Below are 25,484 nucleotides of genomic sequence, written 5' to 3'. Positions count from 1 at the left end.
CGTCCGGCGACCGCCTGGGGCTGGACATAGGCCGCCCACGCGCAGCAGGTCAGCGGCCTGCCAGCGTCTGCAGGCCGTGGGGGCTGTCGGACGACGTCCATGGGCGAACCCTCGGGCGTCTGCAGGCCGTGAAGGGTGTGAGACGACGTCCGTGGGCGAGCCCTCGGGCGCCTGCGGGCCGTGGAGGACGCCAGACGACATCCATGGGCGAACCCTCGGGCATCTGCGGGCTGGTGGAGGGCGCCAACGACGTCCACGGGCGGCCCCTCGGGCGTCCGCAGGCCGGTGGCGGGCGCCAGACGACATCCGTGGGCGAGCCCTCGGGCGCCTGCGGGCCGTGGAGGACGCCAGACGACATCCATGGCGAACCCTCGGGCATCTGCGGGCTGGTGGAGGGCGCCAACGACGTCCATGGGCGGCCCCTCGGGCGTCTGCAGGCCGGTGGCGGGCGCCAGACGACGTCCGTGGGCGAGCCCTCGGGCGTCTGCGGGCCGTGGAGGACGCCAGACGACATCCATGGCGAACCCTCGGGCGCCTGCGGACTGTCTGCGGGCTGTCTGCGGACTATTTGGACTCCCTGTGGGGCCTGTTGGGGCTTGTTGGGGCTCTTGGGGGCGGAAAGGGGGTGAGAGGGAGCCTGGTGCTGGATTTCTCAACCTTCCACTCCGCCAAGGGCCTTGATGGGTCTCGATTGACGTCCAAAAAGGGGCAAATGGTCTGCTGTCGCAGGTCGAGGGGTCTCTGTGCCGGTCGTGGGCGGCTTATGTCCGGCCACAGGCGGTCGCCGGACGCCAAACCGTGCGGAGCGCGTAGCGATCGGGCGCGCCCCAGCGCCCCCGATCGCTGATCGGTCCTGATGGGGCTGGGTGCGGCTGAACGGGAACGGGAGAGCGGCATCCCTGAGGGAGCTGAATGCGCAACTGTCCCCCTGACCGTTCCTTCGGGGCTTCCCGGCAGTCTTATGGCATTCCGGGGCGGGCCGGGCAGCCAAGGGTGGCCGAAGGCCATCGCGAAGCGACGCGACCGCAGGGAGCGCCCTTGACGGCCCGGACCGACACGGAAGGACAGTGGACTGCCGGGAAACCCCGGACACACCACCGACCCCGCACCGAAGAGTCCCGACCCCCGAAGCCCCGATCAGCCCCGGTCAGCCCGATCAAACGGTCAGCCCGTACGCAGCCCCCCTCAACCCCCCTCAAGCCCCCTCCAGCCTCCCCACGCGCCCCTTCTCGCCCGCTGCCCAGCAGCCGCCGTCGGCCGCGCAGTCGACCGTGTCGAACGAGCCCGGGGTCAGGGGGCGCCACGTCCTGCCCCCGTCCGTCGTCACGTCCGTGCCCGTCGGGCCCACCGCCAGGGCCGCGGTGCGCAGGTGCGGGAGCCAGGCGGCGCCCGAGCGGTAGGCGGGGGGCGGGGTCGAAGCCGGGCGCCAGGTGCGGCCCGCGTCCGCCGATACCGCGGCCGCCTGCGGCGAGGCCTCGCCGGTGCGGTAGTCGCCGCCGACCGCGAGGCCCGTCGTACGGTCGCGGAAGGCCAGGGCGAAGACGCCCCTGGCCGGGTCGCCCGCGGGGATGCCCGACTCGGCGACCCTCCAGGTGCGGCCGCGGTCCTGCGAATGCAGGATCCGGGCGACCGCGGCGCCGCCCGTGGCCAGCCAGACGTCGCGGGACCCCGCGGTCACCAGGCACTGGCCGCTGGCCGCGAAGCCCGCCTCGCCGGGCAGGGCGTCCGGCATGCCCGTACTCGGCAGGACCGCCCAGTTGCGGCCGCCGTCGTCCGTCGACAGGATCCGGAACTTGCCGTCCACCGGGTCGCTCATGGCCAGCCCGTGGCGGGAGTCGAAGAAGGTGAGGCAGTCGTAGAAGGCCCGCGGGTCGGGGTTGCGGAAGGCCTCGGTCCAGGTGGCGCCGCCGTCCTCGGTGCGCAGCACCCGCGACGCCTCGCCCTCCCCGATGGACAGGGCCACCGCGCGTCGCGCGTCGAAGGCCTCGATGTCGCGCAGTTCCAGGCCCTCGGCGACCGCGCCCGGCGGTGAGACGTCACGCCAGCTGCGGCCGCCGTCCACCGTCCGCAGCACCGTGCCCTTGGAGCCGGCCACCCAGGCCGTGGAGCGGCTGACCGCCGCCAGCCCGCGGAACCGGGCGTCCTTGCCGGTGTCCTTCAGCGCCCAGCCCGCGCGTCCCTGCCGTAACCCCTGCGCGCCGCCCAAGTCCTCCGCGTGTGCCGGGGCGGCGAGCAGGCCCACCGCCAGAGCCGCCGCGCACATGCCAACTCCAAGAAGTCTCATGGCGCCGGAAGCTAATGCACACCGGATTCTGCGTCCAGGGTGCGTCGGTGCCGTCGCGTTCCTACGCTGAGGCCATGCCATCCAAGGAACCCAAGGCCTACGACGGCAAGCGCATCTCCGTCACCTACGACACCGGGCGGTGCCTGCACGCCGCCGAATGCGTGCGCGGCCTCCCCGAGGTGTTCGACTCGGCCAAGCGTCCGTGGGTACAGCCGGACGGCGCGGAGCCGGAGCGGGTCGCCGAGGTGATCCGCCGGTGCCCCTCGGGTGCGCTCCAGTACCGGCTCGCCGACGAGGGGCCGGCCGAGGAGCCGGACCGGCCGACCACGGTCGTGCGGTCGCCCGCCGGCCAGCTCGTGATGCGGGGCGATCTGCGCGTGACGACCCCGGAGGGGAAGATCCGACGGGAGACCAGGGCGATGCTTTGCGCCTGTGGAGTGAGCGGGAACCAGCCGTTCTGCGACCACTCCGGGACGTGCGGGAGCGACTGAGGCCCCTTCACCCGCACCCCCCGTCCGATTACTGTGCGCGATCGAACAGACGCGTTCCAGCCAATCGGTGACACAGCTCACGTCAGTTCGCATGCACGGATTTGCCGATTCCGGCGTCTATCCGGTTGCCGGGCTTCACCCCACGCCCGGCAGCAGATCCGCCGCAAGGGAGCGAGCCTTGATCACTGTTATCGAGCAGGCCGTGCAGGCCCGTCTGGTCGCCACCGCCCCGAAGGTCGAGACCGTACCCGTCACGCTCTGCTACGACCGTGCCGATCCCTTCGCCGTGCGCATGGCCTTCCCCGCTCCCGCCACCCTGGAAGGCGTCGAGGTTTCGTGGACGTTCGCCCGCGAGCTGCTCGAATCGGGGCTGGACCGCCCGACGGGGTGCGGCGACGTGCGGGTGCGGCCGTACGACATCGGCCGGACCACGATCGAGTTCCACGCACCCGAGGGCGTGGCGATCGTGCTGATGCTGACGGCCGAGCTGCACCGGTTCCTGGAGCGGGCCGCGGCGATCGTGCCGCCGGGGCTGGAGCACCTGTACCTCGACATGGACCACAGCCTGGCCGAGCTGATGCGCGACCCGCGCTGAGACCCGGCCCCGCCCCCTCCCGCCGTTTATTCGTTTGCGGGCGGCTCCGGCCGCCCGTAGCTTCATCGACGCCCCACTGCCGTCGAAACGGAGCAGGACATTGCTCTTCTGAGGTCCGAGACACCGACCGATCCCACCGATCCCACCGATCCCCACCGGATCCCACCGTCGGCTGTCTCCCCGCGTTGCACGCACCACTCACGCAACCTGGAGGCCTCCATGAGCCATACCCCTGCATTCATCACCTGCTCCGCCCTGTCCTTCGACTGGCCCGACGGCACTCCCGTCTTCGACGACTTCCAGCTGGCCGTCGGCCCCGGCCGTACCGGCCTCATCGGGCTCAACGGCTGCGGGAAGTCCACCCTGCTGAAACTCGTAGCCGGTGAACTGACCCCGTCCGACGGCCAGTTGTCCGTGGCCGGCACCATCGGGTACCTCCCGCAGGGCGTCACCCTCGACACCGGCCTGCGCGTGGACGAGGCGCTCGGCATCCGCACCATCCGCACCGCCCTGCACGCCATCGAGGCGGGCGAGGCCACGGAGGCGAACTTCGCCGCGGTCGGCGACGACTGGGACGTCGAGGAGCGGGCCGTGGCCGCCCTCGACCAGCTCGGACTCGCCCGGATCGGCCTGGACCGCACGGTCGGTGAACTGTCGGGCGGCGAGTGCGTGTTGCTGCGCCTGGCCGCGCTGCTGCTCGCCCGCCCCGACGTCCTGCTGCTGGACGAGCCGACGAACAACCTGGACCTGCGGGCCCGGCGCCGCCTGTACGCGGCGGTCGAGTCCTGGTCCGGAGTGCTGCTCCTGGTCAGCCACGACCGGGAGCTGCTGGAGCGGGTCGACCAGATCGCCGACCTGCACGACGGCGAAGTCCGCTGGTACGGGGGGAACTTCACGGCGTACGAGGAGCAGCTCGCCGCCGAGCAGGACGCGGCCGAGCGGATGGTCCGCGCCGCGGAGGCCGACGTACAGCGGCAGAAGCGGGAACTGTCCGAAGCCCACCTCAAGTTGGCGCGGCGCAAGCGGTACGGCCAGAAGATGTACGACTCGAAGCGCGAGCCGAAGATCGTCATGGGCGCCCGCAAGCGCGCGGCGCAGGAGTCGGCCGGCAAGCACCGCATCCTGCACACCGAGAAGCTGGCGCAGGCGAAGGAGCGGCTGGACCAGGCGGCGGAGGCGGTCCGGGACGACGACGAGATCCGGATCGAGCTGCCGGCCACCCAGGTCCCGCCAGGGCGCCGGGTCCTGACCCTGAGCGAGGTGCACCTGGCGCACGGGGCCCGGGCCGCGGGCGAGTGGGAGCTGCGCGGTCCGGAGCGGATCGCGCTGGTGGGCCGCAACGGCGCGGGCAAGACGACCCTGCTGCGCACGATCGCGGGGACGCTCGCCCCGGAGGCGGGTGAGGTGACCACGCACGTGCCGATGCGGTTCCTGCCGCAGCGGCTGGACGTGCTCGACGAGAGCCGGTCGGTGGTGGAGAACGTGGCCCGGTTCGCCCCGCAGGCCTCGAACAACCTGATCCGGGCGCGGCTCGCGCACTTCCTGTTCCGGGGCGCCCGGGCGGACCGGCCGGCCGGCACCCTGTCGGGCGGCGAGCGGTTCCGGGCGGCGCTGGCGGCGCTGCTGCTGGCGGAGCCGGCTCCGCAGCTGCTGATGCTGGACGAGCCGACGAACAACCTGGACCTGGCGAGCGTGCGGCAGCTCACGGACGCGCTGGGGTCGTACGAGGGCGCGCTGCTGGTGGCCAGCCACGACGTGCCGTTCCTGGAGTCGATCGGGATCACCCGCTGGCTGCTGCTCGACGGCGAGCTGAGGCCGACCACGGCCGAGGAGGTGCGCGAGACGCTCTGGGACGAGTGAGTCCGCAACCGCGACGCCCGCCGTCAAGGCGGGTGTCGCGGGCCACCTGCCGGGGCGACTTTCGCTCTGCCGGGCCCTTTTCGCGCGCGCTCAAACTGCGCAGATAACGGGATGTAACCGGTCATATGAACGCCTGGGGCTTGGCTGGTCCTCACGCTCCGCTTAACCTACGGATTCGTAGGCTACGGAACCGTAGGTATTTCGCTTTGTCCTCAGGAGCACCCGTGACAATCACCTCTCCCCACCTCGGCAGCTCGGAGGCGTGGACCGACGCCAAGCTGCTGTACGCGCTGGAAGAGGTGGTCGAGAAGGAACTCAACCGCCACCTGAAGGTCACCAAGGACTGGATGCCCCACGAGTACGTCCCGTGGAGCGACGGCCGGAACTTCCCGGGCTTCTTCGAGGACGGCGAGGCCTGGGACCCGGAGCAGTCCAAGGTCACCGACATCGGCAAGATCGCGCTGGTCGTGAACCTGCTGACCGAGGACAACCTCCCCAGCTACCACCACGAGATCGCCACGCTCTTCGGCCGCAACGGCGCCTGGGGCACCTGGGTGCACCGCTGGACGGCCGAGGAGGGCCGCCACGGCATCGTGATGCGCGACTACCTGCTGGCCTCGCGCGCCGTGGACCCGGACAAGCTGGAAGCGTTCCGCATGCAGCACATGTCGGAGGGCTTCGAGTCCGACAACCGGCATTCGATGCTGCACTCGGTGGCGTACGTGGCCTTCCAGGAGCTCGCGACCCGCATCTCGCACCGCAACACCGGCCACCAGTCCGGTGACCCGGTCTGCGACCGGATGCTGGCCCGCATCGCGCAGGACGAGAACCTGCACATGGTCTTCTACCGCAACCTGCTGGGCGCGGCCTTCGAGCTCGCCCCGGACCTGACGATGCAGGCCGTGCGGGACGTCGTGGTCAACTTCCGGATGCCCGGACACGGCATGCCCGGCTTCGAGCGGATGGCCGCGCAGATGGCGATCGGCGGGGTGTACAACCTGCGGATCCACCACGACGACGTACTGAGCCCGGTGATCCGCTTCCTGAAGATCATGGACATCGACGGTCTCGGCCCGGAGGGCCGGAAGGCCCAGGAGGAGCTCGGGCTCTTCATGAACGGCCTGGACTCCGAGGCCCGCAAGTTCGACGAGCGCCTGGCCGCCCGTGCGGCGCGCATCGCGGCCCGCAAGGCCTGACCGCTCCGTACGACGCCTCGAAACCCTGGCATGGCCCCCGCCCTGCCAGGGTTTCGCGTTTTCCGGGGTGGTCGGGTCGACCGGCGGCGGCGGGCCCGGTCAGCCGCGCGGTCGCAGGGCGAGGCGCTCCGACTCCGAGAGGCCGCCCCAGACGCCGAACCGCTCGTCGTTGGCCAGGGCGTACTCCAGGCATGCCGCGCGGCCCTCGCACGCCCCGCACAGCCGCTTCGCGTCCCGCAGGGGCGAGCCGGGCTCCGGGAAGAAGAAGCCCGGGCCCGTCTGGGCGCAGAGGGCGAGGTCGTACCAGGCGGGTGCTGCGGTGGTGGTGGCGGTGTTCATCGACATGCCGGAGATACTCATCGGCGCCGATGGACGTCCGATCAACGCCTGATCAACACCGCTTCGCTCCCGGCCGCGCGGCTCACGACCCGGCCGCCGGAGCGCTGGCGATCACCGCGAACCGCGCGCCGTAGGGGTCCGCCAGCTTGGCGAAGCGGCCGACGCCCTCCATGAACACCGGCGACAGCCGGACCTTGCCGCCCGACTCCTCCGCCCTGGCCGCCGTCACATCGCAGTCGGCGACCTCGAAGTACGGGGTCCAATAGGGGCGTTCGGCGTCCTCCACCGGGTCGGTGCCGATCGGGACCAGGCCGCCGAAGGCGGCCTCGTCGGACGTGCCCGCCGCCTTGACCACGGTGTACGAGCCGCCCTCGAAGGGCATCTCGCTGATCTCCCACCCGAACACCGAGCCGTAGAAGGCCGCGGCCGCCGGCACGTCGGGCGTGTACAGCTCGGCCCAGCACAGGGTGCCGATGTCGGTCACCGCGCCGAGGCCTTCGATCCTGCCCGGCTGCCAGACCGAGAACGTGACCCCCGCCGGGTCGGCGAAGATCGCCATCCGGCCGAGGCCCATGACGTCCCTGGGCTCGACCGCCACCGTGCCGCCCGCCTTCACCACGGCGGCCGCCGTGGCGTCCGCGTCGGAGCTCTGGAAGTACAGCGTCCAGGCCGACCGGACCTCCTGCGGCGCGACGGCCATGCCGCCGGCCACCGTCTTGCCGTCGAGCTGGAACATCGCGTATCCGCCGGCTTCCTCTCCGCCCGGCCGGTAGTCCCAGCCGAACAGTCCCGTGTAGAACCCGGCGGCGCCGTCGAGGTCTGGCGTGCCGAGGTCGACCCAGTTCGGCGAGCCGTCCTTGTAGTCCGTGGTGAGCATGACCCGTACTCCTTCCGTCCTCCCTGCGAGCACGGCATCCGCCGCTGACAGGGCGCTCAGTCCTCGTTCTTCGCCCGGCTCGGCTGGACGCGCTTCGGTTCGCCCGGCATCTTCGGATAGTCCGGCGGGTAGGGCATGTCGCCCAGGCCGTGGTCGTGTTCGTGGCGCTCGGCCAGTTCCAGGGCCGCGTCCAGGGTGAAGGCGTGGTCGTCCATGTCCGCGTGCACGTCGCCGAGTTCGGCGTAGCGCGCCGGCATCGTGGTGATGTCGAAGTCGCGGGGCTCGGCCGAGTCGACCTCGTCCCAGCGCAGCGGGGCCGAGACGGGGGCGTGCGGGCGCGGTCGTACGGAGTACGCGGAGGCGATCGTGCGGTCGCGGGCGGTCTGGTTGTAGTCCACGAAGATCCGCTCGCCGCGCTCCTCCTTCCACCATGCCGTGGTGACCTTGCCGGGCATCCGCTGTTCCAGCTCGCGGCCGATCGCGATCGCGCAGCGCCGGACCTCGGTGAAGGTCCAGCGCGGCTCGATCGGGACGAAGACGTGCAGGCCTCGCCCGCCGGAGGTCTTGGGCCAGCCGCGCAGGCCCAGGTCCTCCAGTACGTCGCGCAGTTCGTGGGCGCAGATCACCGCATGGTGGTAGTCGGTGCCCGGCTGCGGGTCCAGGTCGATGCGCAGTTCGTCGGGCCGGTCGGTGTCCTCGCGCCGCACCGGCCAGGGGTGGAAGGTGAGGCAGCCCAGATTGGCGGCCCACAGCACGGCGGCCGGCTCGGTCGGGCAGATCTCGTCGGCCGTCCGCCCGCTGGGGAACTCGATGTGGGCGGTCGGGATCCAGTCGGGCAGGTTCTTCGGGGCGCGCTTCTGGAAGAAGGACTCGCCTTCCACTCCTTCGGGGTAGCGCTCCAAGGTGGTGGGCCGGTTGCGCAGGGCGCGCGTGATCCCCTCGGCCACCGAGAGGTAGTACCGCGCCACGTCCAGCTTCGTCAGGCCCCGCTCGGGGAAGTAGACCTTGTCCGGGCTGGACAGGCGCACCTTCCGCCCGCCCGCGTCCAGCTCGATGGCATTCCCGGATGCACCCATGTGCGCCACGGTAGGCGGCCCCCGCCCGGTGCGCATACCGGGCGGGCGGGGACGTACCACCGCAGAATCTAAGACATGGATCTGCCCGTGATGCCGCCCGTGAAGCCGATGCTCGCCAAGTCGGTGGCCAAGATCCCGCCGGGCATGCAGTACGAGGCCAAATGGGACGGCTTCCGGGCCATCGTGCACCGCGACGGCGACGAGCTGGAGATCGGCAGCCGCACCGGCAAGACCCTGACCCGGTACTTTCCCGAGCTGGTGACCGCGCTGAAGGACAACCTGCCGGCCCGCTGCGTGGTGGACGGCGAGATCGTCATCGTCCACGGCGGGCGGCTGGACTTCGACCGGCTGACCGAGCGGATCCATCCCGCGCAGTCCCGTGTCGACATGCTGGCGCGGACGACCCCCGCCAGCTTCGTCGCCTTCGATCTGCTCGCGCTCGGCGACGAGGGGCTCCTCGACACCCCGCTCGCCGACCGCCGCAACGCCCTCACCGACGCCCTGTCCACTGCCCGGCCCCCCGTCCACCTCGCGCCCGCCACCACCGACCCCGCGCTCGCGCAGGAGTGGTTCGAGCGGTTCGAGGGCGCCGGGCTCGACGGGGTGGTCGCCAAACCGCTCGATCTCCCCTACCGGCCCGATGCCCGTCTCATGTTCAAGATCAAGCACGAGCGTACGGCCGACGTCGTCATCGCGGGATTCCGTTTCCACAAGAGCGGTCCGATCGTCGGATCGCTGCTCCTGGGCCTGCACGACGCCCACGGCGCCCTCCAGCACGTGGGGGTCTGCGCCGCCTTCCCGATGAAGCGCCGCGCCGAGCTGGTGGACGAGCTCGCGCCGCTGCGGATGGACGACACCACCGGGCACCCCTGGGCCGCCTGGGCCGAGGAGTCCGCGCACGAGAGCGCCCGGCTGCCCGGCGCGCAGAGCCGCTGGACCGGCAAGAAGGACCTCTCCTGGGTACCGCTGCGCCCCGAGCGCGTCTGCGAGGTCGCGTACGACCACATGGAGGGCGACCGCTTCCGGCACACGGCCCGGTTCCGCCGCTGGCGGCCCGACCGCGAACCGCGGAGCTGTACGTACGCCCAGCTCGAAGAGGTCGTCGGCTACGACCTCGCCGATGTCCTCGGCCCGACCGCAGGGTCGTAGACCAGCCTCTCCCATTCCTCCCGGTCCGGTCCCGCCACGTGCGGCGCGTACCCGGGCCGGGCCGCCAGCCAGCGCGCCACCCGGGCCCGGACCTCCGGGTCCGCGTACGCCCGCTCCGGCAGCGCGGCCAGGTGCCGCACCCGCGCCCGGGCCCGCATCACCTCGGGGTCGTCCAGTGCGCACTCGAACAGCGCGGCCACCGCGCGCGCCGACTCGGTCCGCCGCCCGGCCCGCGTCGCGAACCGCTCGCCGATGGCCGCGTCGGCCACCACCTGGAAGTCGAACCACGGCTTCAGGGTCCGCAGGGCCCACGCGTGGTACGCGGCGGCGAACCGCACCGATCCCGCGTCCTGGTGCGCCGTACGGGCCACCCGGCACGCGGCCCACAGCGCCAGCGAGGTGCCCTGTCCCAGCGTCGGGTTGGTGTGCGCGATCGCGTCCCCGATCGGCACCAGTCCGGTCGCCACCGGCCCCCGCTCGTCGACCAGCGCGCTCCACCGGTTGTCCAGGCTCGCCGTGGCCAGTACGCCCGACAGCGGCTCGGCGCCCAGCTCCAGCCAGGCCGCACCGGGCGGAAAGGCCCGCGCGGCGGCCTCGAACACGCAGGGATCGCGCAGCGCGGAGCGGGTGGTGTCCCGCGTGTGGACGAACAGGGTCACGGCGAACACCCGGTTGTCGGCCGGGAAGACGGCGCACCCGGCGAAGGCGCCGCCGGTCACCGCCCAGGGCCGGCGCGGCCCCTCCTCCATCCCCTCGGGCAGCCGGTACCAGCGGCAGAAGTACGCCAGTCCCGTGCGGTGCCGTTCCACGACCGCCGGCCGGCAGCCCGCCGCGGGCAGCAGCCGCTCGACGCCGCCGCGCCGCCCGCCCGCGTCCACGACGAGGTCCCCCGCGTACGCACCGGCCTGCGTGGTCACGCCCCGCACCCGTACGGCGGAGCCCCTCGGCTCGGCCAGCAGGCCGGTCACCGGCTCCCCGTGGTGCATGACGGCCCCCGGCTCCGCGCGCAGCGCGGTGGCCAGAGCGCTCTCCAGCACGATGCGCCGGGCCTGGAGCATCACCAGGTCCTCGTCGCCGGGCCGCTCCGGCGGGCGTACGTCGAACCAGTCCAGCTCGTTCCGCTCGCGGGCGCCGAGCCGCAGCATCTCCGCGTGGACGTCGGGCAGTTCCTGCCGCAGGACGGTACGGGCCGCGCCGAGCAGGGCGTGCGGCTGCGCGGCCTGCGGGACGCCGGGGCGGTGCCAGCCGAAGAAGTCCCGGTCGAGGGCGGCACCGGGTGCGCGCGTATCGCGCTCGAACAGTTCGGCGGTGTGTCCGTACCGGGCCGCGAGCAGCGCGGTCGCCAGCCCTCCGACACCTCCGCCGATGACCAGCACGTGTGCCATTGCGCGCCCCCCGAGCCTCTGAGCCGATGAACGGTACGAAGATCAGACCGCTCAGAGCCTGCACGGACCCGCCCTGGCCGAAACCCGTACACCTGTCCGACGGGCTACTCCCCTCCCGCGCTCCGGTCGGCTGCGCGGTGGGCTTCGAGGGCCCGCCGGCCCTCCTCCTCGATCAGGTCGGTGTTGATCGCCACGGCCGCGCGGACCCCGGCCGCGGCCGCGCCGGCCAGCTGCTCCATGGGGCCGGCCACGTTCCCGGCGGCCCAGACCCCGCGCAGCGCGGTGGCCCCGCTCACCGGATCGGCCTCCAGGCAGGTGCCGATCGCCGCCCCGGCCCGCTCCACGGTGGCGACGGGCAGCCCGAGGCTGGCCGCCACCCCGGCGCGGGCGGTGAACCCAGGGGCCACCACGAGCGCCGTGCACGCCACGGCCGCGCCACCGGCCAGGGACACCCCGGCCAGCCGGTCGCCGGCGATGTCGAGGGCGGTGACCTCACCCTCCGCCACCGCGACACCGAGAGCGGACAGCAGCTCCCGGTCCTCGGCGGCGAGCCGCCAGGTGTGGGTCAGCAAGGTCACGCGGTCGGTCCAGTTCCGCCACGTCTGCGCCTGCTGCACGGCGATAGGGCCGGTGGCCAACACCGCCACCGGCTCGTCGCGGACCTCCCAGCCGTGGCAGTACGGGCAGTGCAGCACGTCCCGGCCCCAGCGCTGCCGCAGCCCGGGCAGCTCCGGCAGCTCGTCCACCAGCCCCGTGGCGATCAGCAGCCGGCCGGCCCGGACCGCCGACCCGTCGGCGCACCGGACGAGGAAGCCTCCGCCGGGCAGCCGGTCGGCGGCGAGCGCGGTACCGGCCGCCCCGGAGCGGATCTCGCCCCCGTACCCGGTGACCTCGGCCCGTCCCACGGCCAGCAGCTCCGCCGGACTCGCCCCGTCCCGGCCCAGGTAGCCGTGCAGATGGGCGGCGGGGGCGTTGCGGGGGCTGTCGGAGTCGAGCACCAGCAGGGAACGGCGGGCCCGGGCCAGGGTCAGCGCCCCGGCGAGCCCGGCGGTCCCGCCGCCCACGACCACCACGTCGAAGGAGCCCGCCAGCGTGTTGTGCCTTGCGTTGTCCATACCGCCGAGGGTGCGGGCCGCCCACCCGCTTGACAAACGCTGTTGCCGAACCGGCAAATGGAACGATGACCACAGCGAACGACCAGCCCGAACGCCCGGCACGGGCCGTCCCCCGGCCCAACGCCGTCGTCGGTGTCGGCCTCGTCGTGACCGACGCCGCCGGGCGCGTGCTCCTCGGCCAGGCGCACGACGGCCGCTGGGAGCTGCCCGGCGGGAAGGTCGACCCCGGGGAGAGCTTCGAGCAGGCCGCCGCCCGCGAACTGGCCGAGGAGACGGATCTGCGGGCGGCCCCCGGGGACATCCGGATCCTGATCGTCCAGCTCTCCCCCGAGGCGGGGACGACCCGCCTGACCGCGGGCGCCGTCACCGGCGCCGCCCGGGGCACCCCCAAGGTCACCGAGCCGCACAAGATACTGCGCTGGCAGTGGTTCGCCCCGGACGGCATCCCGGAGGCCCTCTACGCGCCCTCGGTGACGGTCCTGCGCGCCTGGCGCCCCGAGCTCGCGCCGACCCTGCCTCCCGTCCCCTCGTACGACTACCCGGCCGCGTAGGGCCGCGGGCGGGCGTCGGCGGGCCGCCGGCCCGCTGTGACATCTCCCACCCCCTCTTGCCACGGAAAGGAAGGCATACCTAAGTTCTGAAGCATGGCCCCACACCACCCCACGCCCCCCACCGAACCGGGCACCCCCGAGCCGGTCGACTTCACCGTCGACCTCACCGCGCAGGAGGTCCTCCGGCGGGCCCAGGTCATGGCCGCCCTCGGCCCCGACTGGGACCCGATCGAGGTACTGCGCGGTGAGGAGGCGGCGTACGACCTGCTGTACTCCGGCCTCGACGCCGAGCAGCAGCGCATCTACGACGGCCTGGTCGCCGCCGGCGTGCTCGCCCCGCGCGGGGACGGCCATGCTGCCGCTTGACCCGCAGGCGGACCCCGGGCGACGCGCCTGGGTGGCCTGCCCGAGCTGCGACGACGCCCGCGGGTGTGAGCCGTGCGAGCAGCAGCGCACGTGCTCCGCGCACTGGCGCTACCTGCTCACCAACACCGGCAGCCTGCTGCACCTGCAGTGCCCGTCCTGCACCCACGTCTGGGTGCACGAGAGCGGCTTCGGCGCCACGCGCTCCCTGTGGAGCCGCATCCCCGGCGGCCGGTCGGCCGGCCTCTGACCGCGGTCGCGGGTCACACCCCCACCGGGGCCTTCTGCGCGAAGTAGCCCTCGCTCAGGTCCTCCACGAGCAGCCGCTTCGCGATCGCGTCGGCCGCTGCCCGGAGTTCCTCGCTCCGCGGGCGGCCCCGGTCCTTCTCCAGTTGGTCTCCGAGCCAGTCCCCCCACGCCTTCGAGAGGGTCGCCGCCTCCCGCTGCCCCGCCGGCGTGAGCGTGAAGAAGGCGCCCTCACGTGTCAGGTACCCCTCCTGGTCCATCCGGTCGAAGACCGGCAGCAGGACCTCCGGCGGCAGGGCGCGGCGCGAGGCGATGAGCCCGAGGCTCGCGTGGCCGACCGTACGGGTCATGATCTCCACTTGCATCACCGCCCAGGCACCCGCGATGTCCAGCCGGGTGTCCGAGCCGTTCACGATCGTCCGCGCCGTCTCCGGCCCCATGTTGCGTACGAGTTTGCCGACCGCCAGCTCCAGCAGTTTGGCCGAATCGCCGGAGGCCGTGACGGGTGAGGCGAAGCCGTCGCCCATGTCCGTCGACGCCGCGCGGGCGCTGTCGCGCAGCCGGACCTGCTTGAGGAAGAGTGCGACGACGAAGCCGAACCCGGCCACCGGCACGGTCCACAGGAACACCGTGTGCAGCGCCTGCGCATACGCCTCGATGACGGGGGCGGCCGCCGCCGCGTCGAGCCCGTGCACCCCCTGGGGGCTCTGGGCCGCCTCCGCCAGCTGCGCCGGATCGGCCCCGGTGGCCCGCGCGGCCTGCGCGACGGCCTTCTCCAGTTCGGGGGCGAGGGTGTTGGCGTAGATGGTCCCGAACACGGCGGTGCCGAAAGCGCTGCCGAGCGTACGGAAGAACGTGACACCAGATGTGGCGGTGCCGAGGTCGGCGTAGTCCACGGTGTTCTGCACGGCGATCGTCAGGACCTGCATGCACAGGCCGATCCCGGCGCCGAGCACGAACATGTACAGCGATTCCAGCCAGGCGCCGGTCCCCGGGCCCATCCGCGACAGCAGGTACAGGCCGGCTCCCATCACCAGGCAGCCGGCGATGGGGAAGATCCGGTACCGCCCGGTCTTGCCGGTCACGTTCCCGCTGAAGACGGACGCGATCAGCAGGCCGATCACCAGCGGCAGGGTCCGTACGCCCGAGACCGTGGCCGAATCCCCGTCCACGAACTGCAGGTACGTCGGCAGGAAGGTCATCGCGCCGAGCATGGCGAAGCCGACCACGAAGCTGAGCACCGAGCAGACCGTGAAGACCGGGTTCCCGAAGAGCCGCATCGGGAGCATCGGCTCCGCCGCCCGGGTCTCGACCAGGCAGAACAGGGCCAGGGCCAGCGCGCCGAGCACGAACAGCCCGATGATCGCCGCGGAGCCCCAGGCGTACTCGTTGCCGCCCCAACTGGTGGCCAGGATCAGGGCGCTGGCGCCCACCGCGACCAGGGCGATGCCCAGGTAGTCGATGCGGGTCCCCCCGGCGGCGCGGACCGAGGGGATCGTGCGGGCCGCCGCGACCACCACCAGGATCGCGATCGGCACGTTCACGTAGAACGCCCAGCGCCAGCTGAGGTGGTCGGTGAACAGTCCGCCGAGCAGCGGTCCGATGACGGTCGCGACCCCGAAGACGGCACCGATCGCGCCCTGGTACTTGCCGCGTTCGCGCAGCGGGACCACGTCGGCGATCAGGGCCATGGAGGTGACCATGAGGCCGCCGGCGCCGATGCCCTGGACGCCCCGCCACAGGATGAGCAGGGACATGTTGCCCGCCAGGCCGCACAGGAACGAGCCGGTGATGAAGACGACCGCCGAGATCTGGAAGATCAGTTTCCGGCCGAAGAGGTCACCGAACTTGCCCACGAGCACCGTCGCGACGGTCTCCGCGAGCAGGTACGAGGTCACCACCCACGACATGTGCTGCCCGCCGCCGAGATCCGCCACGATCGTGGGCAGCGCGGTGCCGACGATCGTCTGGTCCAGGGCCGCGAGCAGCACCCCCAGCATGATCGTGCCGAAGATGATGTTGCGCCGCCGCCGGTCGGGCACGGGAGGCGCCGCGGCTTCGGCGGGGGCAGTGGTCACATCTCGCACTCTCACAGCGCCCCTGCCCCGCCGCATGCGCACTGGGCCGTACGGGCGGTCCCCGCGGCCCGGCCGGCGCGGGATCAGCGCAGGTAGGCCAGGCCCGGGTGCTCGGCCGCGTACGCGTCCAGCAGCCGCCGGGCCACTCCGACCGAGTCCACCAGCGGGTGCAGCGCGAAGGCCTTGACGGCGTCCGCCCGGGAGCCGCTCCCGGCGGCCGCGAGCACCTCCCGCTCGACCGCCTTGACGGAGGTCACCAGGCCCACCGCGTGCAGCGGCAGCGGGTCCACGGCCACCGGGTGCGCGCCGTTCGCGTCGACCAGGCACGGCACCTCGATGACCGCCTGCGCGTCGAGCACGGACAGCACGCCTCGGCCCGGCACGTTGAGGATCAGCGTGGCCCGCTCGTCCCGCGCGATGGCCCTCATCAGCGCGAGTGCCACCTTCTCGTACCCGCCGGACTCCAGATCGCTCTCGTCGCGCTCGCCCAGGCCCGCCGCCTCGCGGTTCTCGGCCATGTACGTGGCCTCCCGCTCGGCCCGGGTCCGGTCCCAGGCGGCCAGCGCCGCTCCTGCCGCCTGGCCGGCCCGGCCGGCCTCGGCGTAGAACCCGCGCTGCTGGTCGCGCAGGAACGCCCCGCGGGTCTGCTTGGCCTCCGTGTACGCCCGCACGGTGTCACGGTTGAAGTAGTAGTAGTGCAGGTACTCGTTCGGGACCGCGCCGAGCGAGCGCAGCCACTCGGCCCCGAACAGCCGGCCCTCCTCGAAGGACTCCAGCGCCTCGGTGTCGGCCAGCAGCCGCGGCAGTTCGTCGCGGCCGCCGATGCGCAGCCCGCGGACCCAGCCCAGGTGGTTGAGGCCGACGTAGTCGATCCAGGCCTCCTCGGGGCGGGCGCCGAGCAGCCGGGCCAGGCGCCGGCCCAGCCCCACCGGGGAATCGCAGATCCCGATCACCCGATCGCCGAGCGCCTCCGCCATGGCCTCGGTGACCAGCCCGGCCGGGTTGGTGAAGTTGATGACCCAGGCCTCGGGGGCGATACGGGCCACCCTGCGGGCGATCTCCCGGGCGACCGGCACCGTCCGCAGGCCGTACGCGATCCCACCCGCGCCGACGGTCTCCTGGCCCAGTACGCCCTCGGCCAGCGCGACCCGCTCATCGGCGGCGCGCCCTTCGAGGCCGCCGACGCGGATGGCGGAGAAGACGAAGTCGGCCCCTCGCAGGGCCTCGTCGAGGTCCCCGGTGGCGGTGACGGCCGGGGCGTCGGGCGCCCCGGAGGCGGCCGCCTGGTCCGCGAGCACCCGGGCCATGGCGCGGAGCCGGGCGGGGTCTTCGTCGTACAGCGTCACCTGGGACACCCGGCCCTCGGCGTGGTCGCCGAGGAGTGCCCCGTAGACGAGCGGAACCCGGAATCCGCCCCCGCCGAGGATGGTCAGCCGCACGCCCTACCGCCCTTCGCCGTGCCACGATCGGTGCCACGATCCGTGGCATCCGATCCGCGACACGTGATCGACCCTGCTGGAGGCCTCCAGTGTCCCCCGCGGAGGCTAGTCGTCCAGCGAGGGCACGGCGCGCAGCCGGGGCCCCTGGTGGAGCGGGGCGGTCGCGCCGCCCCGGACCGGATCAGTCGCGGCACCCTGCGGAGCCGACAGGATCATGGTGATCCGGGTGAGGCCCATCCCGTCGAGCATCCGGCTGGATTCGGCCACCATCCGGCAGCGCACGTGCCCCCAGCGCGGGTCCCAGTGGCGGACTGTGCGCACGGCCCCGTCGCGCTCGGCGGCATCCGCCCCGTGGGTGCTCAGCCAGTGCGGCACCCCGTAGCGGTAGGCCGCCTCCATGAACGGATCGCGGGCCACCTCCTGGCGGATGCTGCTCAGGCCCTCGTCCTCCGGGGCCGCGGCGAGCGCGCCGGCGAACTGGGCCAGCAGCGGTACGCACCAGGCCGGTTCGTGGTCCTCCAGCACGGCCGCGGCGTCCGGGTGGAACAGCACGAAGCGCAGGAAGTTGTCGTCCGGCAGGGCCGTCGGATGCGGGCGCACCGACTGGAAGAGCTTGTCGAACGCCGAGTTGGTGAGCGCCACGTCCCAGCGGTGGTCCACCAGGAAGCTCGGGTACGGCACCGCCTCCATGAGCGCCGCGTAGTCGCACAGGTAGTCGCGCTGGGCGGGGTCCTGGGGCAGCCGGCTCTCCTCGGCCGCCCGCCAGGTCGGCGGCGGGTCCCGGTCGACCATGACGCGGAAGAGCCAGAAGCACTGCCGTTCGCTCATCTCCAAGGCCTCGGCCAGGGCGAGCAGTTTGCGGTCGGTCCATTCCTTGACCAGGCCGCGTTCCCAGTTGCCGTAGGCGCGGACGCTGATGCGCAGTCGGGCGGCGAGGTCCTCCTGGCTCAGGCCCAGTTCCTCGCGCCGCTGGCGCAAAATCTCCTTGCGTCGCTCCGACCGCACTGCGCCGCGTGCGGACTCTTCGCCCGCAAGGCGCTCCTCACCGACTCGGGCAAGCCCATCGGACGGGCCCACCGCTGCGAGATGTGGCACCGAGAGCTCCCCCTCTTCACGGTCTGGATCTTCAATTTCCTCTGGCGATCCTGCTACCGACTTCATTCGAGTGTCAACTATCGTGGCAATTCCAGCCTCTTGACAGCTCATTCCCGCCACAGCTGTGGCAAGTTCTGGCCCTGCGGCGGCTCCTCGGCTAGATTCCAAAAGCCGACCATGTGCCCGTACCGACCCCGCCGCGATCTAGGAGAACCACTGGTGACAGACGGCTTCCCGGCTCCCGTCGCAGTGGCCAACGCGCCCCTGGCAGCCACCGTCACGCGCGTCGCCGAACTCGCGGGCAAGATGGGCCACGACCTGAACAAGGTCTTCGACCTGCGCCGCCTCTCCGAGGCCTCCGGCGTGCCCGCCGACGTGGTCAGATCCCTGCTCGACGGCCGGCCCGCCGTCGAGCCCTGCCTGCAGACCCGCTTCCTCCAGCGCCTCGACCTGCTCCGGCGTACCCGGCTGAAGCCGAACGGACGCCGCTACACGCAGCAGGAGATCGCGGACGGCGCCGGCATGTCGCGCCAGCAGGCGGGCGCCCTGATCAACGGCGACCGCCGGCCCACCATGGAGCACTGCGACGCGATCCAGCGCTTCTTCGGCGTCCACGCCGGCTTCCTCACCGCGCACGACGCCGAGGCCCTCACCGACGCCCTCCAGCGGACCGAACAGCAGCTGCTCCAGGACTACGCGGGCCGCACGCGCGAAACCGTACCCGCCCCGGCTGCTTCGACCGGCGATCCGCTGGCAAGACTCCTGCAGAACCACGGTGTCCGCGGCATCGCCTGGCGCGCGGCCCAACTGCCCAGCGACAAACACCGGGACAAGGTGACCGAGTGGCTGGACATGCTTCTCGAAAGCGTCAAACCGAATGAATGATGACCCGGTCGAGAGTCTGGGTCTGATCCTTGAGTCCTGATCCGGATCCGCGCCGACGGGGAGAACGGTGAGCATAGGCAGAGAGCAGCGCCGGTTGTGCGGCGAACTGGTGGCCGGACTCCGGCTGACCGCGCCCGTGGAACCCGTGGACCTCTACGCCGCCCTCTGCGAGGGCATGAGCAGACACCGCGGCCGCCGGGTGGACTTCCGGATGGCCTCGTTCCCGCCGGGGACGGCCAGCGGCCTGTGGCTCGACATGGCGGACCGCGATCTGGTGGTCATCGAGGAACGCACCGCACCCGACCACCAGCTGGTCATCCTGGGCCACGAGCTGTGGCACATGAAGGCCGGCCACTGCAGCCACCACGTCGACGGAGCCGCCGTCGCCGCCAGGCTGCTGTCCGACGGGGCCGATCTCGGCGAGACCGTCCGGAGCGTCGCCGCGCGCACGCGCGCCGACGTCTCGGAGGAGACCGAGGCGGAGACGTTCGGTTTACTGCTGGGCAGCCGGTGCCGGACCTGGCTCGCCGGGTCCGCGAGCCATCGGGCGCCCGCACAGCGTGATCAGTTGGCGGGCCGCATCGAGGCCTCGCTCGGATACCGGGGGCACAGGAACGACCGTTGAACGGCCAGGACTACTACATACCGGCAGCCGCCCTGGCGGTCTCACTCGCCTTCAAGCTGCCGGCACTACGGCACAACTGGCGCGACCCGCTCCTGCGGTCGGTCTGCGCCCTGCTGGTCCTGGCCGGGTCGGTGTTCACCTTCGCCGCCCCGCCCACCATCGAAGCGGTCAACGGGTGGACCGGCATCACCAACTTCTCCGCCCCGCTCGTCTACTGCCTGATCACCCTCTTCAGCGCCGCCTGCCTGGTGCTGATCGTGAACTGGCGCGGCGGGCCCCCCGAGGAGACCCTGCGCATCTCGCGCCGCTGGATGACCGGCTACGGCGGGGTCGTCGTGGTACTGGTGGTGCTCTTCTCGCTCGGCGACGCCCCGGTCGAGCGGCTGCGCGACTTCGACACGTACTACGCCAACACGCCGTACATCCAGCAGATGATCGCCCTCTACCTGACGGCGCACCTGGTGGCGGCCGTCGTGATGGTGGCCATGTGCTGGCGCTGGTCCCTCCAGGTGCACGGCTGGCTGCGGATCGGCCTGATGATCATCGTCTCGGGCTACGTCTTCAACCTCAGCTACGACGCCACCAAGATCTCCGCGGTCGTCGCCCGCTGGGCCGGCCACGACCTCGACGACCTGAGCACCTACATCGCCCCGCCGCTCGCCTCCGTCGGTGCCCTCATCAGCGCGATCGGCTTCGTCCTGCCCCTGCTGTGCCAGCGCCTGTCCGACAGCTGGCAGACCTGGACGACGTACCGGCGCCTGGGCGCGCTCTGGCACGAGGTGCAGATCGGCGCTCCGAGCGGCACGCCCTGCGTCCAGATGTCCTGGTGGGCCCCGGCGGAACTGCGGGTGATCCAGCGCGAGTCGGACATCCACGACGGATTCCTGCACCTCGGGCCGTACTTCGACCCCGGCCGCCGCGAGGACGCGTACGCGCGGGCCCTGGCGGAGGGGGCGCAGGAGGAGACGGCGCGCGCGGTCGCCGACGCGGCGATGGTCGCGGCCGCCGTCCAGGCCCGCTCGGCGGATCCCGAGGGTGCGGTCATCGGGGCGAGCGACGAGAGCGTCCTCGACACCCTCGGGGGGCCGCGCGACCTCGTACGGATCTCGCACGCGCTGCGGCATTCGCCCGTGGTGGCGGCCGTACGGCGGCAGGTGGCGCTGTCGGGGCGCGGACCGGCCTGAACCTGCGGCCCGCCCGCGCCCCGCCGACCGCCTCAGGAGGTCAGCGCTGGGCAGTGGCGGCCAGCGCCACCTTCGGGAACAGGTCCTGGAACGGGCCCGCGGAATCGATTCCGTCCCGGCCGTAGGGTGCGTCGAAGCTCCACACCATGAACAGCAGGAACACGATCAGTGCGCTGAACAGCCCCGCCAGCAGCAGCTCCCGCCCCGACCTGCGGATCTGCAGGGTGAAGATCAGCCCCACCGTGACCACTCCGCCGACCAGCAGCCCGAACCACACCACGCTCGGCAGGGTGGACTCGTCGGCCTGCATGCGCGAGTGCCGGGCGTCGTCGGCGGCGGCGATGTGGTCGAGCAGCGGCTGGTAGGCCTGCGCCTGGAGCTCGTTCGCCGGGCTCTGGTGGGTCACGTCGGTGCGCAGCTTGCCGAGCAGTTCGGCGCCCTGGGAGGAGGCGCCCTGGCCGGAGGTGAGCAGCGGCCAGTCCACGGCGACGGTGTGGGAGACGTACGCGTCGACCTCGCCGCGGATCCGGTCGCGGACGGGGGTCGGGTAGACGTCGGCGCGCTGGGTGACCTCGTACAGCGACTGCGCCTCGCGGCGCACGCTGTCCTCGGCGGCGCCGCGCGCCTCCCAGACGCCGGCGATGGCCAGGCCGAGCACGATCGCGTAGACCACGCCCACCATCATCGTCATGTACTCGATGACGTCGGGGGTTTCGCTGGTGTCCTCGTCCTCCGCGACCCGGCGGTGCCGGAGCGCGGTGCAGGCGAGGACGAGGGCGCAGACGAGCGCCATGGCGACGGCCAGGACCAGCCATTCGGACACGAGGGTTCTCCCGTTGGTGGATCGGTGGGTCGGTGCATCGGTGGGTCGGCGGGCCGGTGCGGGACCGGACTCAGCGACGGCTCTTGGAGCGCGGCCGCAGCGCGGCGGCGGCCAGCACGGCCGGGGTGGTGACGACGACCATGAGCATCACGGTGGACATGCCGCCCGGGCCGCGCCGCTCCAGGGCGGTCGAGTGGTACGGGCGCACGTGGAAGGCGCCGGCGGGCGCCGCCGCGGCTGCGGCCCGGGGCGGGGCGGGCGCTTCGGCGGGCGCCGGCTCGGCAACGGCCTCGGGATCCGGCACGGGTGGCGCGGGCTGCGGCTCCCCGGCCCCGGCCTCCGGCGTCGGCCCGGGCGGCTCCGCCCCGGGGGCCGCGGCAGCCGGCGAGGGGCCACGCCCCGGGTGGTGCACGGTCGGGCGCCCGGCGCCGGGCACGAGCACCCGTACCGGAGGCCGGACCGCGGGCGGCACGGCGGCCGGGGGCGTCGCCGCGGGAGGTACGGCGGTGGGCGGCCGCGGCCGCCCGCTCGGCACGCAGACGTCGAGCCGGGCTCCGTGGCCGCGGAGGGGGGCGGGTCCGGCGCCGTCGTCCGCGACCGCCACATGGCCGTACAGCGGGCACAGCGCCGCCACCATGCCTGCCCCGGCGAGGTACTGCCAAGCCGTCACCGCGCGTCCTCCCGTTGTGAGGGTTTCGGCAGAAGAAACGATCACAACGGCGGTTCGATACGCCGCAGACGCGTCAAGATCTTCGGCGGAGGGACGACTTCAGGCCATCGGGAGCGCCGAGACCACGCCCCGGCAGCGCTCGGCGGCACGCGGAACCCTGTGCCGGGACCCGGCGCCGGAACCCGGTGCCTGGAGACGCCGAAGGGGCGCGGCCTCGGAAGGTCGCGCCCCTTGGCCCGGGCAGGGAGGGTCAGGCGGTTTCGGTGCCGCCGAAGCGCTCGCGGTAGGACTCCAGGTCCTCCTCGGCGATCCGCGCGAAGAGCACGGGCGGCACGGTGAACGGCGTACCCGCCGGGACCGCGTCCAGCGACTTGGCCTGCTCGGGGGAGATCCACGTCGCCGTGTCGTCGGCCAGCGCGAACGAGGAGCGCATGGTGCGCGCCGAGGCCGGGATGAACGGCTCCGAGACCACCGAGTAGAGGTGGATCAGGTTCATCGCGGTGCGCAGCGTGAGCGCCGCGCCGTCCAGGTCGGTCTTGACCTCCAGCCAGGGGGCCTTCTCGTCGAGGTACGCGTTGCCGGCGGACCACAGGGCCCGCAGCGCCGCCGCGGCCTTGCGGTACTGGAGCGAGTCCATGTGGCCCTCGTACTCGGCCAGCAGCTCGGCGATCTGCTCGCCCAGCTTGGCCTCGACCTCACCGGCCGGGCTGCCCGCCGGGACCTCGTCGCCGAACTTCTTGCGGGAGAAGGTCAGCACGCGGTTGACGAAGTTGCCGAGGGTGCCGCCGAGGTCCTTGTTGACCGTGGCGGTGAAGTGCTCCCACGTGAAGGACGAGTCGTCGGACTCGGGGGCGTTGGCGATGAGGAAGTAGCGCCAGAAGTCGGCCGGGAGGGTCTCCAGCGCCTGGTCGGTGAAGACGCCGCGCTTCTGCGAGGTGGAGAACTTGCCGCCGTAGTACGTCAGCCAGTTGAAGGCCTTGACGTAGTCGACCTTCTTCCACGGCTCGCGGGTTCCGATCTGGGTGGCCGGGAACATCACCGTGTGGAACGGGACGTTGTCCTTGGCCATGAACTGCGTGTAGCGCACGTCCTCGGCCTCGTACCACCACGCCTTGTGGTCGCGGTTCGCCGGGTCGGCGTCCGCCCACTCCTTGGTGGAGGCGATGTACTCGATCGGCGCGTCGAACCAGACGTAGAAGACCTTGCCGTCGGCGGCCAGTTCGGGCCAGGTGTCGGCCGGTACCGGCACGCCCCAGTCCAGGTCGCGGGTGATGGCGCGGTCGTGCAGGCCCTCGTTCAGCCACTTGCGGGCGATGGAGGAAGCCAGCTGCGGCCACTCCTCCTCGTGCTCCGCGACCCAGGCCTCGACCTCGTGCTGCAGCTTGGACTGCAGGAGGAAGAGGTGCTTGGTCTCGCGGACCTCCAGCTCGGTGGAGCCGGAGATCGCCGAGCGGGGCTCGATGAGGTCCGTGGGGTCCAGCACGCGGGTGCAGTTCTCGCACTGGTCGCCGCGGGCCTTGTCGTAGCCGCAGTGCGGACAGGTGCCCTCGACGTAGCGGTCCGGCAGGAAGCGGCCGTCGACCGGCGAGTACACCTGCCGGATGGCACGCTCCTCGATGAACCCGTTCGCCTGGAGCTGCCGCGCGAAGTGCTGGGTGATCTCCCGGTTCTGCGCCGAGGAGCTGCGGCCGAAGTGGTCGAACGACAGCTCGAAGCCGTCGTAGATCGCCTTCTGGGCGTCGTGGGCCTGCGCGCAGAACTCGGCGACCGAGAGGCCGGCCTCCTTCGCGGCGAGCTCGGCGGGGGTGCCGTGCTCGTCGGTGGCACAGATGTAGAGGACGTCGTGGCCGCGCTGGCGGAGGTACCGGGAGTACACATCCGCCGGAAGCATCGACCCGACCATGTTGCCCAGGTGCTTGATCCCGTTGATGTAGGGAAGCGCGCTGGTGATCAGGTGTCGAGCCATCCTCGGATGCTCCATTTCATATATGCGGTGACAACGTGACGTGACGGATTGTGATGCGGTTCATCGTATCGAACCGCCGAAAGGCCACGTGCCGCATTTTCGTGGGGTGGACGCTGGTGGGGTGTAACGCAAAAGCGAGGGTGGTGACCTCTGCGTCACGGCCCTCGCAATGGGCCCATGCTACAGCCGGACCGGATCACCGAGGACCGGTGTCCGCGGTTCGGGCGGCGGGGTCCGCCGCGGCCGCCGTCCCGGCAGGTCACCCGGGCGGTCACCCGGGCGGTCACCCGGGGCGTGACCGCCCCTTCGCCGGGCGTGCGCCGTCGCACGGCCGGCCCGGCGCGGCCCGGCATATGCGTACGCACGGACTGGGCGCGCGCGTGGTCGAAGTCGGTCATCGGCTGATCACCACCGAACGTAATCTCTCGACGTCTCTCTTCTGCGCTCCCCGGGTGCGCCCGCACTGCCAGGCTGTCCGCGCACAGGGGACGAGGTGAGGTGGAACGGTGAGCGATGGCGGACCAGAGGAGTCCGGTGGGGCCGTGGGACTGCCACTGCCCAGCCGACGGCGGCGGCCGACGCCCATGAGCCAGTGGGACCCGACGGCACGCCTGTCGTACTGGGCCTTCCACGCCAACCGGCGGCCCTCGTACATGCGTTTCGCGTACCTGCAGCTGGGTTCCGACGCGGCTGCCGAGGACGCGGTGGACGCGACCTTCGACTCGATCATGAACGAGTGGTTACGCATGCTCCACATGGACCGGCTCGACGCCTACGCCTGGACCATCCTCAAGCAACGGCTGGTCGACCGGCAGCAGCGGCGTGGAGGACGCGGCGCCTGGCCGCCCGAACCGACCGCTCCCGAACCGATGGACATCAGCGCCTTCGAGGCCGCCCTCAAGGAGGCCCGGGCCGACGAGCAGTGCGAGGTGCTCGCCGACACCATCCGCTTCTACTCCGCCGTCTCCCGGCTCGCCGAGCGCCAGCGCGACGCCGTGCTGCTGCGCTACGGGCTCCAGTGCACCCCCGGGGAGGCCGCGTCCGTGATGGGCGTCGACGAGGCCACCGTCCGCTCGCAGCTCGGCCAGGCCCACCGCCGGCTCGCGCGCATGCTCGACGCCTCCGCCGAACCGGCCGGCCCTGCGGGGTGCGCCCGCCCAGCCGAATCACCCGAGTCATGAGGCGCCGCGAA

23 protein-coding genes and 2 pseudogenes are annotated in these 25,484 nt (G+C 72.3%); 13 read left to right on the top strand and 12 right to left on the bottom strand.

The window, feature by feature from the left end:
- Positions 1 to 1,195 precede the first annotated feature (1,195 nt).
- Positions 1,196 to 2,284 carry a WD40/YVTN/BNR-like repeat-containing protein gene (locus ACIBAD_RS20805; protein WP_398907992.1) on the bottom strand — a complete coding sequence of 363 codons (1,089 nt, stop codon included), beginning with the start codon at positions 2,282 to 2,284 and terminating at the stop codon, positions 1,196 to 1,198.
- Positions 2,285 to 2,358: 74 nt separating this feature from the next.
- Here ACIBAD_RS20805 and ACIBAD_RS20800 point away from each other — a divergent pair, with 74 nt between their 5' ends.
- The 5 genes and pseudogenes from ACIBAD_RS20800 (at position 2,359) to ACIBAD_RS20780 (ending at position 6,426) form a co-directional block, all read left to right on the top strand.
- A complete protein-coding gene (locus ACIBAD_RS20800) occupies positions 2,359 to 2,775 on the top strand; it encodes a (4Fe-4S)-binding protein (RefSeq protein WP_398907991.1) in 417 nt (138 codons plus the stop codon).
- Positions 2,776 to 2,953: 178 nt separating this feature from the next.
- The gene (locus ACIBAD_RS20795) at positions 2,954 to 3,370 is read left to right on the top strand and encodes an SsgA family sporulation/cell division regulator (protein WP_398907990.1); all 417 of its coding nucleotides are present in this window, start codon (positions 2,954 to 2,956) and stop codon (positions 3,368 to 3,370) included.
- A 219-nt stretch (positions 3,371 to 3,589) separates the two neighbouring features.
- Positions 3,590 to 4,189: pseudogene (locus ACIBAD_RS20790) on the top strand (ATP-binding cassette domain-containing protein); the annotation flags it as partial.
- 441 nt (positions 4,190 to 4,630) lie between these two features.
- A pseudogene (locus ACIBAD_RS20785) lies at positions 4,631 to 5,230 on the top strand (ATP-binding cassette domain-containing protein); the annotation flags it as partial.
- A 224-nt stretch (positions 5,231 to 5,454) separates the two neighbouring features.
- Positions 5,455 to 6,426, top strand: a complete 972-nt coding sequence (locus ACIBAD_RS20780; protein ID WP_134069850.1) for an acyl-ACP desaturase — start codon at positions 5,455 to 5,457, stop codon at positions 6,424 to 6,426.
- A gap of 99 nt (positions 6,427 to 6,525) precedes the next feature.
- Here the strand turns inward: ACIBAD_RS20780 and ACIBAD_RS20775 are convergent, their stop codons facing one another.
- From ACIBAD_RS20775 to ligD, 3 genes are all read right to left on the bottom strand, one after another.
- On the bottom strand, positions 6,526 to 6,771 hold the full coding sequence (locus ACIBAD_RS20775) for a WhiB family transcriptional regulator (RefSeq protein WP_398907989.1): 246 nt from the start codon (positions 6,769 to 6,771) through the stop codon (positions 6,526 to 6,528).
- A gap of 76 nt (positions 6,772 to 6,847) precedes the next feature.
- Positions 6,848 to 7,642 (bottom strand): VOC family protein, encoded by a 795-nt coding sequence (locus ACIBAD_RS20770; protein ID WP_398907988.1) that lies wholly within the window; start codon positions 7,640 to 7,642, stop codon positions 6,848 to 6,850.
- Between the two features lie 56 nt (positions 7,643 to 7,698).
- A complete protein-coding gene (ligD, locus tag ACIBAD_RS20765; protein WP_398907987.1) occupies positions 7,699 to 8,718 on the bottom strand; it encodes a non-homologous end-joining DNA ligase in 1,020 nt (339 codons plus the stop codon).
- A 75-nt stretch (positions 8,719 to 8,793) separates the two neighbouring features.
- Between ligD and ACIBAD_RS20760 the strand changes: the two genes are divergently transcribed.
- Positions 8,794 to 9,867, top strand: coding sequence for an ATP-dependent DNA ligase (locus ACIBAD_RS20760; RefSeq protein ID WP_134069856.1), 1,074 nt, complete (start codon positions 8,794 to 8,796; stop codon positions 9,865 to 9,867).
- Here ACIBAD_RS20760 and ACIBAD_RS20755 read toward each other — a convergent pair.
- Together ACIBAD_RS20755 and ACIBAD_RS20750 are read right to left on the bottom strand one after the other, a co-directional pair.
- Positions 9,825 to 11,252, bottom strand: coding sequence for an NAD(P)/FAD-dependent oxidoreductase (locus ACIBAD_RS20755; protein WP_398907986.1), 1,428 nt, complete (start codon positions 11,250 to 11,252; stop codon positions 9,825 to 9,827). The genes ACIBAD_RS20760 and ACIBAD_RS20755 overlap by 43 nt on opposite strands.
- A gap of 104 nt (positions 11,253 to 11,356) precedes the next feature.
- Positions 11,357 to 12,367, bottom strand: a complete 1,011-nt coding sequence (locus ACIBAD_RS20750) for an NAD(P)/FAD-dependent oxidoreductase (protein ID WP_398907985.1) — start codon at positions 12,365 to 12,367, stop codon at positions 11,357 to 11,359.
- 65 nt (positions 12,368 to 12,432) lie between these two features.
- On the opposite strand from ACIBAD_RS20750, the gene ACIBAD_RS20745 reads away from it, so the two are divergent.
- The 3 genes from ACIBAD_RS20745 (at position 12,433) to ACIBAD_RS20735 (ending at position 13,531) form a co-directional block, all read left to right on the top strand.
- On the top strand, positions 12,433 to 12,918 hold the full coding sequence (locus ACIBAD_RS20745; protein WP_134069862.1) for an NUDIX domain-containing protein: 486 nt from the start codon (positions 12,433 to 12,435) through the stop codon (positions 12,916 to 12,918).
- 93 nt (positions 12,919 to 13,011) lie between these two features.
- Positions 13,012 to 13,284 carry a DUF6400 family protein gene (locus tag ACIBAD_RS20740; protein ID WP_134069864.1) on the top strand — a complete coding sequence of 91 codons (273 nt, stop codon included), beginning with the start codon at positions 13,012 to 13,014 and terminating at the stop codon, positions 13,282 to 13,284.
- On the top strand, positions 13,271 to 13,531 hold the full coding sequence (locus ACIBAD_RS20735) for a hypothetical protein (protein WP_398907984.1): 261 nt from the start codon (positions 13,271 to 13,273) through the stop codon (positions 13,529 to 13,531). The genes ACIBAD_RS20740 and ACIBAD_RS20735 overlap by 14 nt, the downstream gene beginning before the upstream one ends.
- Positions 13,532 to 13,544: 13 nt before the next feature.
- Here the strand turns inward: ACIBAD_RS20735 and ACIBAD_RS20730 are convergent, their stop codons facing one another.
- From ACIBAD_RS20730 to ACIBAD_RS20720, 3 genes are all read right to left on the bottom strand, one after another.
- On the bottom strand, positions 13,545 to 15,641 hold the full coding sequence (locus ACIBAD_RS20730; protein WP_398907983.1) for an MDR family MFS transporter: 2,097 nt from the start codon (positions 15,639 to 15,641) through the stop codon (positions 13,545 to 13,547).
- A 47-nt stretch (positions 15,642 to 15,688) separates the two neighbouring features.
- Positions 15,689 to 17,044: a 6-phospho-beta-glucosidase gene (locus ACIBAD_RS20725; RefSeq protein ID WP_398907982.1), complete on the bottom strand. Its 1,356-nt coding sequence runs from the start codon at positions 17,042 to 17,044 to the stop codon at positions 15,689 to 15,691.
- 105 nt (positions 17,045 to 17,149) lie between these two features.
- Positions 17,150 to 18,022: a helix-turn-helix domain-containing protein gene (locus ACIBAD_RS20720; protein WP_134069871.1), complete on the bottom strand. Its 873-nt coding sequence runs from the start codon at positions 18,020 to 18,022 to the stop codon at positions 17,150 to 17,152.
- Between the two features lie 336 nt (positions 18,023 to 18,358).
- Here ACIBAD_RS20720 and ACIBAD_RS20715 point away from each other — a divergent pair, with 336 nt between their 5' ends.
- The 3 genes from ACIBAD_RS20715 to ACIBAD_RS20705 all read left to right on the top strand — a co-directional run bounded on the left by ACIBAD_RS20715 (position 18,359) and on the right by ACIBAD_RS20705 (position 20,833).
- On the top strand, positions 18,359 to 19,024 hold the full coding sequence (locus tag ACIBAD_RS20715) for a helix-turn-helix transcriptional regulator (RefSeq protein WP_030162198.1): 666 nt from the start codon (positions 18,359 to 18,361) through the stop codon (positions 19,022 to 19,024).
- A 67-nt stretch (positions 19,025 to 19,091) separates the two neighbouring features.
- Complete coding sequence (locus ACIBAD_RS20710) at positions 19,092 to 19,649, top strand: toxin-antitoxin system, toxin component (protein ID WP_119094920.1); 558 nt, start codon at positions 19,092 to 19,094, stop codon at positions 19,647 to 19,649.
- The gene (locus ACIBAD_RS20705) at positions 19,646 to 20,833 is read left to right on the top strand and encodes an MAB_1171c family putative transporter (protein ID WP_398907981.1); all 1,188 of its coding nucleotides are present in this window, start codon (positions 19,646 to 19,648) and stop codon (positions 20,831 to 20,833) included. Before ACIBAD_RS20710 ends, ACIBAD_RS20705 begins: the two co-directional genes overlap by 4 nt.
- A 40-nt stretch (positions 20,834 to 20,873) precedes the next feature.
- On the opposite strand, the gene ACIBAD_RS20700 is transcribed toward ACIBAD_RS20705, so the two are convergent.
- The 3 genes from ACIBAD_RS20700 to metG all read right to left on the bottom strand — a co-directional run bounded on the left by ACIBAD_RS20700 (position 20,874) and on the right by metG (position 24,292).
- Positions 20,874 to 21,656, bottom strand: a complete 783-nt coding sequence (locus tag ACIBAD_RS20700) for a DUF4239 domain-containing protein (RefSeq protein WP_134069875.1) — start codon at positions 21,654 to 21,656, stop codon at positions 20,874 to 20,876.
- A 70-nt stretch (positions 21,657 to 21,726) separates the two neighbouring features.
- Complete coding sequence (locus tag ACIBAD_RS20695; RefSeq protein ID WP_398907980.1) at positions 21,727 to 22,326, bottom strand: hypothetical protein; 600 nt, start codon at positions 22,324 to 22,326, stop codon at positions 21,727 to 21,729.
- Between the two features lie 250 nt (positions 22,327 to 22,576).
- Entirely contained in the window at positions 22,577 to 24,292 is a 1,716-nt protein-coding gene (metG, locus tag ACIBAD_RS20690; protein WP_398907979.1) for a methionine--tRNA ligase, read from the bottom strand.
- A gap of 542 nt (positions 24,293 to 24,834) precedes the next feature.
- Between metG and ACIBAD_RS20685 the strand changes: the two genes are divergently transcribed.
- A complete protein-coding gene (locus ACIBAD_RS20685) occupies positions 24,835 to 25,473 on the top strand; it encodes an RNA polymerase sigma factor (protein ID WP_398907978.1) in 639 nt (212 codons plus the stop codon).
- The last annotated feature ends 11 nt before the right edge of the window (positions 25,474 to 25,484 follow it).

The sequence above is a fragment of the Streptomyces sp. NPDC051109 genome, assembly GCF_044455885.1.
Taxonomy (GTDB): domain Bacteria; phylum Actinomycetota; class Actinomycetes; order Streptomycetales; family Streptomycetaceae; genus Streptomyces.
This window is presented reverse-complemented; position numbering and strand designations above follow the sequence as displayed.

What these genes read in the sequence shown, in the direction of transcription:
- ACIBAD_RS20770 (WP_398907988.1), bottom strand. Translation starts at nt 7,642, where the DNA reads ATGCTCACCACGGACTACAAGGACGGCTCGCCGAACTGGGTCGACCTC.
- ACIBAD_RS20755 (WP_398907986.1), bottom strand. Translation starts at nt 11,252, where the DNA reads ATGGCACACGTGCTGGTCATCGGCGGAGGTGTCGGAGGGCTGGCGACC.
- ligD (WP_398907987.1), bottom strand. Translation starts at nt 8,718, where the DNA reads ATGGGTGCATCCGGGAATGCCATCGAGCTGGACGCGGGCGGGCGGAAG.
- ACIBAD_RS20750 (WP_398907985.1), bottom strand. Translation starts at nt 12,367, where the DNA reads ATGGACAACGCAAGGCACAACACGCTGGCGGGCTCCTTCGACGTGGTG.
- ACIBAD_RS20800 (WP_398907991.1), top strand. Translation starts at nt 2,359, where the DNA reads ATGCCATCCAAGGAACCCAAGGCCTACGACGGCAAGCGCATCTCCGTC.
- metG (WP_398907979.1), bottom strand. Translation starts at nt 24,292, where the DNA reads ATGGCTCGACACCTGATCACCAGCGCGCTTCCCTACATCAACGGGATC.
- ACIBAD_RS20745 (WP_134069862.1), top strand. Translation starts at nt 12,433, where the DNA reads ATGACCACAGCGAACGACCAGCCCGAACGCCCGGCACGGGCCGTCCCC.
- ACIBAD_RS20805 (WP_398907992.1), bottom strand. Translation starts at nt 2,284, where the DNA reads ATGAGACTTCTTGGAGTTGGCATGTGCGCGGCGGCTCTGGCGGTGGGC.
- ACIBAD_RS20730 (WP_398907983.1), bottom strand. Translation starts at nt 15,641, where the DNA reads ATGCGGCGGGGCAGGGGCGCTGTGAGAGTGCGAGATGTGACCACTGCC.
- ACIBAD_RS20735 (WP_398907984.1), top strand. Translation starts at nt 13,271, where the DNA reads ATGCTGCCGCTTGACCCGCAGGCGGACCCCGGGCGACGCGCCTGGGTG.
- ACIBAD_RS20740 (WP_134069864.1), top strand. Translation starts at nt 13,012, where the DNA reads ATGGCCCCACACCACCCCACGCCCCCCACCGAACCGGGCACCCCCGAG.
- ACIBAD_RS20760 (WP_134069856.1), top strand. Translation starts at nt 8,794, where the DNA reads ATGGATCTGCCCGTGATGCCGCCCGTGAAGCCGATGCTCGCCAAGTCG.
- ACIBAD_RS20775 (WP_398907989.1), bottom strand. Translation starts at nt 6,771, where the DNA reads ATGTCGATGAACACCGCCACCACCACCGCAGCACCCGCCTGGTACGAC.